Source organism: Cytobacillus sp., from assembly GCF_964223445.1.
Classification (GTDB): Bacteria; Bacillota; Bacilli; order Bacillales; family Cytobacillaceae; genus Cytobacillus.
In genome coordinates, this window is sequence record NZ_CAXQGS010000010.1 from 1 (window position 1) to 10,338 (window position 10,338).

The following is a 10,338-nucleotide window of genomic DNA, read 5'->3' on the forward strand; positions in this document are numbered from 1 at the left end:
AAGATCCCTGAAAGATGATCAGGTTGATAGGTCAGAGGTGGAAGCGTGGCGACATGTGGAGCTGACTGATACTAATCGATCGAGGACTTAACCAAAACGAAAAGCGGAGGCGACTGTTCAACTTCGAAAGACGTTGGAGAGCCGGCCATTCAAATCCTGGTTTTGGATTTGGAGGGACGGATCGAAATGGCTGAGAAGTTAGGAGCCGAAGCTAGACAAGTCATTGGTGAATTCTCGGCAAATACTTCTTCATGCATTATCTAGTTTTGAGGGAACGAAGTTTCTTCAATCAAATAGTCCGGTGGCGATAGCGAGAAGGTCACACCCGTTCCCATACCGAACACGGAAGTTAAGCTTCTCAGCGCCGATGGTAGTTGGGGGCTGTCCCCCTGTGAGAGTAGGACGCTGCCGGGCACCCTAATTGGGTAATTATATATGGCCCCTTGGTCAAGCGGTTAAGACACCGCCCTTTCACGGCGGTAACACGGGTTCGAATCCCGTAGGGGTCACCATTTTGGAGGATTAGCTCAGCTGGGAGAGCATCTGCCTTACAAGCAGAGGGTCGGCGGTTCGATCCCGTCATCCTCCACCATCAATTTAATTATACAAGCTGCCGGTGTAGCTCAATTGGTAGAGCAACTGACTTGTAATCAGTAGGTTGGGGGTTCAAGTCCTCTCGCCGGCACCATCTTTTTTTATAGATGGAGGGGTAGCGAAGTGGCTAAACGCGGCGGACTGTAAATCAGATCCTTCGGGTTCGGCAGTTCGAATCTGCCCCACTACACCATTGATTCTTAATAAAACACAAAAAACTGGACAAGCTATGAATGTCCTTTTTATTTTGTAATTATTGGGCTATAGCCAAGCGGTAAGGCACCGGACTTTGACTCCGTCACTCGCAGGTTCGAATCCTGCTAGCCCAGCCATTTTCGAGCCATTAGCTCAGTTGGTAGAGGATTTTAAAAGAATGCAGCATCGAAGCGTTACATCCCTGAATGGCAAGCTTTTAAAATCTGCGACAAAGACCGCAGGGCTTTGAAGCACATCTGCAAATTAAGTTTAGGCATCAGAATTATATTTTGAGCCATTAGCTCAGTCGGTAGAGCATCTGACTTTTAATCAGAGGGTCGAAGGTTCGAGTCCTTCATGGCTCACTTTATAGAAAAACACAGACCTTGGGAATCGACTCCTGAAGGTCTTACTTGTAAATATAAATATTTTTGCGGAAGTAGTTCAGTGGTAGAACATCACCTTGCCAAGGTGGGGGTCGCGGGTTCGAATCCCGTCTTCCGCTCCAAAATGGGGCCTTAGCTCAGCTGGGAGAGCGCCTGCTTTGCACGCAGGAGGTCAGCGGTTCGATCCCGCTAGGCTCCACCATTATACATAATTCGACAATCCTTAAACCATCATGGTTTAGGGATTTTTTATTTCTCCTTATTGGAAAGTTAACACCTTGATTTTTAAGATTACCTTCCCCGGCAGACGCATATATATACACGATTTTGTCGAGTTGAGTCATGTGTTTGAAAGCGGTTAAAATAAGAGTATGAAGGGAAAGGGAGGACTTGTAATATGAAAAGACAGAAATTATCGATAATTGGAATGCCGATGGATCTTGGCCAGATGAGACGCGGTGTGGACATGGGACCAAGTGCGATCCGATATGCAGGTGTAAATGAGCGATTAAAGTGTTTATTCGAAGAAGTCCAAGACCAGGGTGATATTGCCATCGGCCGTCCGGAAGTTCAAATCGATCCAAATTCAAATCTTAGAAACTTGGACCTTATTGCTGAAAAGACAGAAAAACTAGGAGAAGAAGTTGATAAAGCAATAGAAAGTGGTTCTTTTCCATTAGTACTTGGCGGCGATCACAGCATCGCAATTGGAACATTAGCCGGTGTTTCGAAGCACTACAAAAATCTTGGAGTAATCTGGTATGATGCCCACGGGGACTTAAATACAGCTGAAACTTCACCTTCAGGGAACATTCATGGCATGCCACTTGCAGTAAGCCTGGGAATTGGGCACCCGCTTTTAACCAATGTAGGAGGATATGCTCCAAAGGTTAAGCCGGAGAATATTGTTATTATTGGAGCAAGATCTTTGGATGAAGGAGAACGGGAGCTAATTAAGGAAAAAGGCATTAAAGTATATACCATGCACGAAATTGACCGGCTTGGGATGACCAAAGTTATGGAGGAGTCTATTACATATTTAAAAGAAAGAAATACAGATGGTGTTCATCTGTCTCTGGATTTGGATGGACTGGATCCGCATGATGCACCGGGTGTTGGAACTCCCGTTATTGGCGGCATCAGCTATCGTGAAAGCCATTTGGCCATGGAGATGCTTGCAGAAGCTCAGATCATAACATCGGCTGAATTTGTAGAGGTTAATCCAATTTTGGATGACAAAAATAAAACAGCTACCGTGGCAGTCGCGCTAATGGGTTCATTATTTGGCGAAAAGCTTCTATAATAGAAAATAAAAATGAGCAGAACGTAAACAAGTTCTGCTCATTTTTTTGCTGTGAGTGTATAATATTTATTTAGAAGCTGATCGAGTTTCGTGCTCGTATCAACTACCATGTGATCTGTAAAAGAAGCGGATGCTGCTAACTGCATCATTCTTGACCGGCAATCCTCAATATCTCTCAATAATTCCTTAACACACACCGTAACCAACCCTTTTCGAATAATTTAGTACTTTTATACCCTAAAAGAAAAAAATTAAACCAGAATAAGTAAAAATTTGCTAATATAGAAATTGAATGTTTTTTTATTAAAATGAAACCTTTTCCGCTATCGGTTCGTATTATCGATTAGCCGCACTGGAGCTGAGGTAAAAAATGGAGACAATCGTAAAGAAGAGGATAAAGCAAGTATTAAAGGGCGACCAGGATGCTTATGCTGAAGTTGTTGAAATATACAAAGATAAAGTTTTTCAGATATGCTACAGAATGCTGGGAAACAGGCATGAGGCAGAGGATATCGCTCAGGAGGCTTTCTTAAGAGCCTATGTAAACATTGCCAGCTTTAATATTGACTTGAAGTTTTCCACGTGGCTTTTTCGGATTGCCACAAACCTATGTATAGACAGAATCAGAAAAAAGAAGCCTGATTATTATCTGGATGCAGAGGTCGCAGGAACGGATGGACTGAACATGTATTCTCAAATTGCTTCCGATGCGAGGCTGCCTGAAGAAGATGTAGAAAGTCTGGAATTGCAGGAAACAATCCAAAGGGAGATATCGAAGCTTCCGGAGAAATATCGTTCGGTTATTGTTTTAAAATATATTGAAGAATTATCGCTGAACGAGATCAGTGAAACGCTCGACCTTCCTCTGGGAACGGTTAAAACCAGGATTCACCGGGGCCGGGAAGCACTTAGGAATCAATTAAGATACGTTTAAAAAGAGGGTGAGAACTTTGAAATGTCCAGCAGAAATGGTTGTTTATATGCATGAGTACCTAGATGAAGAGATCTCAGCCGAACATGAGATGGAATTAAGGGCACACTTGCAGAACTGTGAGGAATGCCAAATTCATTTCCATGAATTAAAGAAGACGATCGCTTTAGTCCAAAGCACTTCACATATACAGGCACCTGAAAATTTTACGGCAAACGTTATGGCGAAATTGCCCAAAGAAAAGCGGAAAGTCGGTGTCCAGCGCTGGTTCAGGCATCATCCGCTTTTAACTGCGGCGTCCCTCTTTCTTGTTCTGATGATGGGAAGCGTCGCTTCTTCCTGGGATCAGGATCACCAATTATCGGTTTCTAAGCAGCCAAACCTTGTGGTGCAAAACGATAAGGTGATCGTACCGGAAGGAGAAGTGGTAAAAGGCGATGTAGTGGTTAAGAACGGTGACTTGGAAATCCAGGGCGAAATAGAGGGAAATGTTACGGTCATCAATGGCCAGCAGTACATGGCTTCAGCCGGTAATGTTACCGGAGAAATCGAAGAGGTTGATGCCATTTTCGAATGGCTTTGGTATCACATCAAAAAGGCAGCCAAGGATGCTGTTAATGTATTTGAAAGCGGAGAAACAGAAAAAGAGAAATAGGCATAACCATAGTAAGAATCCCTGCTTTAAGGCAGGGATTCTTAGTGTGCTTATTTTTCCAGATGGTGTCTGTTGTCTCAAAATTGGAATTAGCGTTAAATATGATATAATATGAAAGTTACATAAAAGAAACTTTAAGCATTTTTGCTTTTGAAATATATAATTGGAGGAAGGATAATGTCGTTTGCAGATTTCTCTATTTTGAAATTGTTGGCTAATACAATAGACATTCTCCTTGTCTGGTACGTCATCTATAAGCTAATAATGATTGTTAAATGAACAAAGGCTGTCCAATTGCTGAAGGGGATTTTTGTCATTATTCTGGTTAAAGTAGCAAGCGACAAGTTCCACCTGCAAACATTAGGATGGATGATGGAACAAGTGCTTCTTTGGGGATTTCTGGCCATCATAATCATTTTCCAGCCGGAGCTGCGAAGAGCACTGGAGCAATTGGGAAGAGGAAGATTCTTCTCAAGGACGGCTAATCAGGAGGAGGAAAATCAGGAGAAACTGGTCGAATCCATTGCAAAGGCTGTGGATTATATGGCTAAACGCCGCATTGGGGCGCTTATTTCAGTTGAGCGGGAAACGGGGATGAACGATTATATTGAAACCGGTATTCAGCTGGATTCCAAAATTTCATCTGAGCTCCTGATTAATATATTTATACCGAATACACCGCTGCATGACGGAGCCGTTATCATTCAAAAGAATTGTGTGGCTGCAGCAGCGTGTTATCTGCCGCTGTCAGAAAGTCCATTCATCTCAAAAGAGCTGGGCACCAGACACAGGGCTGCTTTAGGTATAAGTGAAGTAACTGACAGTATTACCATTATCGTTTCAGAGGAAACAGGAAGTGTTTCCTTAACCAAAAACGGTGAGCTGCACCGTGATTTAAAAGCTGAAGCTTTTAAAGATATGCTTTCAAATGAGTTGCTTGTTCAACATAAAATAAAGCAGACTTCTTCAGGTCTTTGGAACTGGAGGGGGAAAAAGAATGGATAAGTTAATTGATAAATTGGTAGACACCCGCTGGTTCATGAAAATTGTTGCTTTGATTCTGGCACTTTTTCTATTTGATTCAGTATATGATGCAGATAAGGAATTAAAGGACATTAACGTTCCAGGCCAGCAGGATTCAGACATTATTGAAGATGTCCCTGTGAAAAGCTATTATGATACGGAAAATCTGGTTGTTACCGGTATTCCGGATACTGTTGATTTGAGCATAGAGGGTCCCAAGAGCCACCTTGAGCCAGCAAAAAAACAGCAGAATTTTGAAGTATATGTAGATTTGACAAATGCAGAAACTGGCTCTCAACGAGTGGAAATTAAGATCCGCGATATCTCAGATAAACTTGATGTGACGATCAATCCGCAATATGCAGATGTGACAGTCCATGAAAAAGTGACCCAGGAATTTAAAGTGGATGCAGAATTTAATAATGGCCTGCTTGGTGAGGGCTATACCGCCGAAGCGGCATCTGCAGAACCAAAGACGGTAAAAATCACGGGAGCAAAAGAAGTGATTGAGCGGATCAGCTTTGTTAAAGCAACTCTTGATGTAAAGGGGCCAATAACCGAGACAATCACTAATGAAGCAACTGTCAGGGTATTGGACCGTGAGATGAATAAGCTTGATGTTATTGTGGAACCCGAAGTGATTCAAGTAACAGTACCTGTTAAGCAGTTAAGCAAGACGGTTCCCGTTACGATCGTCCGGAAGGGAGAACCTCAAGATGGTGTTACCATTAATTCGATTGAACTCGATGTTGACGAGGCTTCTATTACGGGCCGGGAAGAAATATTAAATGAGACTGAAAGTGTCAGGGTAGAGGTGGATGTCAGCAAGATTGAAAAAGATACCGTGCTCACCCTGCCGGTTATTATTCCGGATGGGATTTCTGCAGTCGATCCTAAGACAGTGAAGGCGACTGTAGACGTCAGCACTGAGGAGAATGTGAATGAAGAGGATAATACAGAAGAGCCTGCTGAAGAAACAGAGGCACAGGAACAAGAGGAAACCAAAACCTTTTCAAGCCTCCCCATCAACTTAGTGGACTTAGCTGAAGAATATGAAGCGGTCCTTAAAAACCCAGCTTCCGGACGGACAAGTATTACGGTTACCGGTAAAAGCAGCACGGTTCAGGATCTCAAAGCAGAAGATTTTAATATATATTTGAGCCTGGCAGACCTTGGTGAAGGTGACCATGAGGTGCCAATCAGCGTCGATGGCCCTTCAGGGGTGGATATAAAACCTGCAACAGGCAAAGCGACCATAACGATTACGCAAAAAGAAGAAGCTTAATATAGTTTTTAAAGTTAGAAGGAGCGATTATAAAATGGGTAAATATTTCGGTACAGATGGAGTACGAGGAGTTGCAAATAGTGAACTGACACCGGAGCTGGCTTTTAAACTGGGCCGCTTTGGGGGTTATGTATTAACAAAGGACCATGATCGTCCGAAAGTATTAATCGGCCGTGATACCCGTATTTCGGGCCATATGCTGGAAGGCGCACTTGTAGCGGGGCTATTATCAATCGGAGCAGAAGTTATGCGTCTCGGAGTCATTTCAACGCCTGGCGTCGCTTATTTAACAAAAGCACTGGGTGCAGAAGCTGGCGTAATGATTTCTGCATCCCATAATCCTGTTGAAGATAACGGAATCAAGTTCTTTGGCCCGGATGGATTTAAACTTTCTGATGCTCAGGAAGCTGAGATTGAGGAATTAATGGATATGGAAGCAGACCAGCTTCCAAGACCGGTCGGAGGCAGCCTGGGACAGGTAAATGATTATTTTGAAGGCGGACAGAAGTATCTTCAATACCTAAAGCAGACGGTTGATGAAGATTTCTCTGGCATCCACATTGCGCTTGATTGTGCACATGGTGCCACTTCTCCTCTGGCAACACACCTATTTGCTGATCTTGATGCTGATCTTTCAATGATGGGAGCATCTCCTAACGGATTAAATATCAATGCAGGAGTCGGTTCTACTCATCCTGAGGCACTATCTGCCTTTGTTAAGGAAAAAGAAGCAGATGTAGGTTTGGCATTTGATGGCGATGGAGACCGTTTAATTGCCATTGATGAAAATGGCGATATTGTAGATGGCGACCAGATCATGTATATCTGCGGAAAATATATGAAAGAGCAGGGAAGGCTTAAGCAAAACACAGTAGTTTCCACTGTGATGAGCAACCTTGGATTCTATAAAGGGCTTGAAGCCAACGGTGTGGAAAGTGTTCAGACAGCTGTAGGCGACCGCTATGTTGTGGAGGAAATGAAGAAGAACGGTTACAACCTTGGCGGAGAACAGTCAGGACATATCATTTTCCTGGACTACATCACAACTGGAGATGGGCTTTTGACAGGCCTTCAGCTTGTTAACATCATGAAAGTAACCAAAAAGCCGCTATCTGAGCTTGCAAACGAAATGCAGAAATTCCCGCAGAAGCTTGTGAACATCCGTGTTACAGATAAACACCATGTGACAGACAATGAAAAAGTGAAAGAAGTCATTGCGCAGGTTGAAGAAGAAATGAACGCAAACGGCCGGATCCTTGTCCGCCCTTCCGGTACAGAGCCGCTTGTCCGTGTAATGGCAGAAGCGCCAACAGGTGAGCTGTGTGCGTCTTATGTAGAGCGCATCTCTGCTGTTGTTGAAAGTGAAATGGGATTAAAAGAATAAGCAGCACAATTCATATGCATAAGGGAACTCCTGAACTCCCTTATGCATATTTTAATTTGTGGGAGTTTCCATCCTCTCCATATTCATTTATCTGTTGACGGAAGTCTGACTTTGATGTATGATAATCCTGTTTTTGTATTTAAGAATACAAGACAGCTTCATTCAAAAAGAGAAAGGTGGATAGTGAACAAATTAATTTAAAGCGCCTGAACTGATCCTGGACGTAAGGATTAGTTGACGAGGAGGAGGTTTATCGAATGTTCGGCGGATGCCTCCCGGTTGAAAGCACAACCGATGATTTCTTCTTTAAAACATTCGGGCAACTGAATGCACAAAGAGAAGGGAATGCTAAAACTAAGAAACGCTCACCCAAGAGGCTGTAATGCCCCTTAGAGCGGCGAATATAAAAAACAGAGATAAGGGGCAGGAGTGCCCCGAAAAGGCTTCTTGCCCCTTCATTATTAGGAGGAAGAGAAGTATGTGTGGTATCGTTGGATATATTGGAAACTTAGATTCAAAGGAAATTTTATTAAAGGGCTTGGAGAAGCTTGAATATAGAGGCTATGATTCAGCTGGCATCGCGGTTATGAATGATAACGGCGTTCAGGTTTTCAAGGAAAAAGGCCGTATTGCGGATCTTCGCAGCATTGTTGATGAAGATGTGATGGCAAACACAGGGATTGGGCACACCCGCTGGGCAACTCATGGTGTTCCAAGCAAAGTAAATGCTCACCCTCATCAAAGCAACTCCGGCCGTTTAACGCTTGTCCACAATGGCGTAATTGAGAACTATGACATTTTAAAGCGCGAATATTTGCAGGGAGTTTCCCTTAAAAGTGATACAGATACAGAAATCATCGTTCAGCTTATTGAATTATTCTTGAACGAAGGTTCTAATACTGAAGAAGCGTTCCGCAAAACGCTGACACTTTTAAAAGGCTCATATGCGATCGCCCTTTTGGATGCAGAAAACGATGAAACGATTTTTGTTGCAAAAAACAAAAGCCCTCTTCTGGTTGGATTAGGTGAAACATTCAATGTAGTCGCTTCTGACGCAATGGCGATGCTGCAAGTTACAGATCAATATGTTGAATTAATGGATAAAGAAATCGTTATTGTCACAAAAGATGCTGTAAAAATCCAGACGCTGAATGGCGAGGAAATCAGCCGGGATCCGTATACCGCCGAATTGGATGCAAGCGATATTGAAAAAGGAACATATCCTCACTACATGCTGAAAGAAATCGATGAGCAGCCTTTAGTGATGCGCAAAATCATCCAGAAGTATCAAAATGATAATGGCGAGCTGACAATCGACCAGGAAATCGTTGAAGCAATGAACGATGCAGACCGCATTTATATCATTGCTGCCGGGACTTCTTATCATGCAGGTCTTGTTGGAAAGCAGTTTATTGAAAAAATCGCAAAAATTCCAGTTGAAGTTCATATTTCAAGTGAGTTTGGCTACAATATTCCGCTGCTTTCAGAGAAGCCGTTATTTATCTTTATCTCTCAAAGCGGTGAAACAGCAGACAGCCGTGCCGTGCTTGTGAATGTAAAGGAAATGGGCCATAAGGCGTTAACGATTACAAATGTTCCTGGTTCTACTCTATCCCGTGAAGCGGATTACACGCTATTGCTTCATGCGGGTCCTGAAATTGCTGTTGCTTCTACCAAGGCTTATACAGCTCAGATTGCTGTATTATCCATTCTTGCAGAAGTTACAGCGAAGAGCCGCGGATTGGAAATGGACTTCAACCTTGTTCAGGAGCTGGGCATTGTTGCTAACGCAATGGAAGTCCTTTGCGATGCGAAAGAAGAGTTCGAAGACATTGCACGCAAATTCCTTTCCACTACACGCAATGCTTTCTTCATTGGCCGTGGTATCGACTACTATGTTGGTCTTGAGGGTGCACTTAAACTGAAGGAAATTTCATATATTCAAGCTGAAGGCTTTGCAGGCGGAGAATTAAAGCATGGAACGATCGCCTTAATTGAGAACGGTACGCCAATCATTGCCTTGGCAACTCAAGAAAGTGTTAACTTAAGCATTCGCGGCAATGTCAAAGAGGTTGTTGCCCGCGGAGCAAACCCTTGTATCATTTCCATGAAAGGGCTGGAAACAGAAGAAGACAGCTTTATCATTCCGGAAGTGAACGAGCTATTAACACCTCTTATCTCTGTAATACCTTTACAATTAATCTCTTATTTTGCTGCGCTGCACCGCGAGTGTGACGTAGATAAGCCGCGTAACCTGGCTAAGTCGGTTACTGTGGAGTAAGGAAATTCTATACTGAAAATAACGTTGGACCAGTAAAGTTGGGGTGCCGACTTCAAAAATTACTGCTCCACAACATTATTAAAAATTTGATCAAGTTAGACTCAATCCAATTGCAGGATTGGGTCTTTTTTTTAAGGCTATTTCGTTGCTTTTTGTATATGATTTACTGAGTTGATTGTAGCGGAAGGTGCGAGATCCTCGAAAATGCTGGCGCATTTCCTTCGTGCGGTTGCTTATTCGAGGATGCTTATTCGAGGATGCTTATTCAAAGTCCTGCGGGAGTAGCGGGACAGGTGAGACC

8 protein-coding genes, 7 tRNA genes, 2 rRNA genes and 1 pseudogene are annotated in these 10,338 nt (G+C 43.2%); 17 read left to right on the forward strand and 1 reads right to left on the reverse strand.

Annotated features, from left to right (window positions below; genetic code table 11):
- From ACEQ1T_RS01330 to rocF, 10 genes are all read left to right on the forward strand, one after another.
- Positions 1-95: ribosomal RNA gene (locus ACEQ1T_RS01330) — 23S ribosomal RNA — on the forward strand; the annotation flags it as partial.
- 202 nt (positions 96-297) lie between these two features.
- Positions 298-414: ribosomal RNA gene (gene rrf / locus ACEQ1T_RS01335) — 5S ribosomal RNA — on the forward strand.
- Positions 415-437: 23 nt separating this feature from the next.
- Positions 438-512: transfer RNA gene (locus tag ACEQ1T_RS01340), tRNA-Glu, on the forward strand.
- 4 nt (positions 513-516) lie between these two features.
- Positions 517-592 (forward strand) — tRNA-Val (locus tag ACEQ1T_RS01345).
- A gap of 20 nt (positions 593-612) precedes the next feature.
- Positions 613-688 (forward strand) — tRNA-Thr (locus ACEQ1T_RS01350).
- A 163-nt stretch (positions 689-851) separates the two neighbouring features.
- Positions 852-926, forward strand: a tRNA-Gln gene (locus ACEQ1T_RS01355).
- Between the two features lie 155 nt (positions 927-1,081).
- Positions 1,082-1,154: transfer RNA gene (locus ACEQ1T_RS01360), tRNA-Lys, on the forward strand.
- Between the two features lie 68 nt (positions 1,155-1,222).
- Positions 1,223-1,297 (forward strand) — tRNA-Gly (locus ACEQ1T_RS01365).
- 4 nt (positions 1,298-1,301) lie between these two features.
- Positions 1,302-1,377, forward strand: a tRNA-Ala gene (locus ACEQ1T_RS01370).
- A gap of 195 nt (positions 1,378-1,572) precedes the next feature.
- Positions 1,573-2,478 (forward strand): arginase, encoded by a 906-nt coding sequence (gene rocF, locus ACEQ1T_RS01375; protein WP_370221491.1) that lies wholly within the window; start codon positions 1,573-1,575, stop codon positions 2,476-2,478.
- A gap of 38 nt (positions 2,479-2,516) precedes the next feature.
- On the opposite strand, the gene ACEQ1T_RS01380 is transcribed toward rocF, so the two are convergent.
- Entirely contained in the window at positions 2,517-2,675 is a 159-nt protein-coding gene (locus ACEQ1T_RS01380; protein ID WP_206845568.1) for a Spo0E family sporulation regulatory protein-aspartic acid phosphatase, read from the reverse strand.
- A gap of 173 nt (positions 2,676-2,848) precedes the next feature.
- Between ACEQ1T_RS01380 and sigW the strand changes: the two genes are divergently transcribed.
- The 7 genes and pseudogenes from sigW (at position 2,849) to glmS (ending at position 10,037) form a co-directional block, all read left to right on the forward strand.
- On the forward strand, positions 2,849-3,412 hold the full coding sequence (gene sigW / locus ACEQ1T_RS01385) for an RNA polymerase sigma factor SigW (protein ID WP_206845567.1): 564 nt from the start codon (positions 2,849-2,851) through the stop codon (positions 3,410-3,412).
- 16 nt (positions 3,413-3,428) lie between these two features.
- Entirely contained in the window at positions 3,429-4,064 is a 636-nt protein-coding gene (locus tag ACEQ1T_RS01390) for an anti-sigma factor (protein ID WP_206845564.1), read from the forward strand.
- Between the two features lie 177 nt (positions 4,065-4,241).
- Positions 4,242-5,069 (forward strand): annotated as a pseudogene (gene cdaA, locus ACEQ1T_RS01395) (diadenylate cyclase CdaA).
- Positions 5,062-6,372 carry a YbbR-like domain-containing protein gene (locus tag ACEQ1T_RS01400; protein ID WP_206845559.1) on the forward strand — a complete coding sequence of 437 codons (1,311 nt, stop codon included), beginning with the start codon at positions 5,062-5,064 and terminating at the stop codon, positions 6,370-6,372. The pseudogene cdaA and the gene ACEQ1T_RS01400 overlap by 8 nt, the downstream one beginning before the upstream one ends.
- A gap of 34 nt (positions 6,373-6,406) precedes the next feature.
- Positions 6,407-7,756 (forward strand): phosphoglucosamine mutase, encoded by a 1,350-nt coding sequence (glmM, locus tag ACEQ1T_RS01405; RefSeq protein WP_370221492.1) that lies wholly within the window; start codon positions 6,407-6,409, stop codon positions 7,754-7,756.
- 257 nt (positions 7,757-8,013) lie between these two features.
- A complete protein-coding gene (locus ACEQ1T_RS01410; protein WP_275724031.1) occupies positions 8,014-8,139 on the forward strand; it encodes a hypothetical protein in 126 nt (41 codons plus the stop codon).
- A gap of 95 nt (positions 8,140-8,234) precedes the next feature.
- Entirely contained in the window at positions 8,235-10,037 is a 1,803-nt protein-coding gene (glmS, locus tag ACEQ1T_RS01415) for a glutamine--fructose-6-phosphate transaminase (isomerizing) (RefSeq protein WP_206845555.1), read from the forward strand.
- The last annotated feature ends 301 nt before the right edge of the window (positions 10,038-10,338 follow it).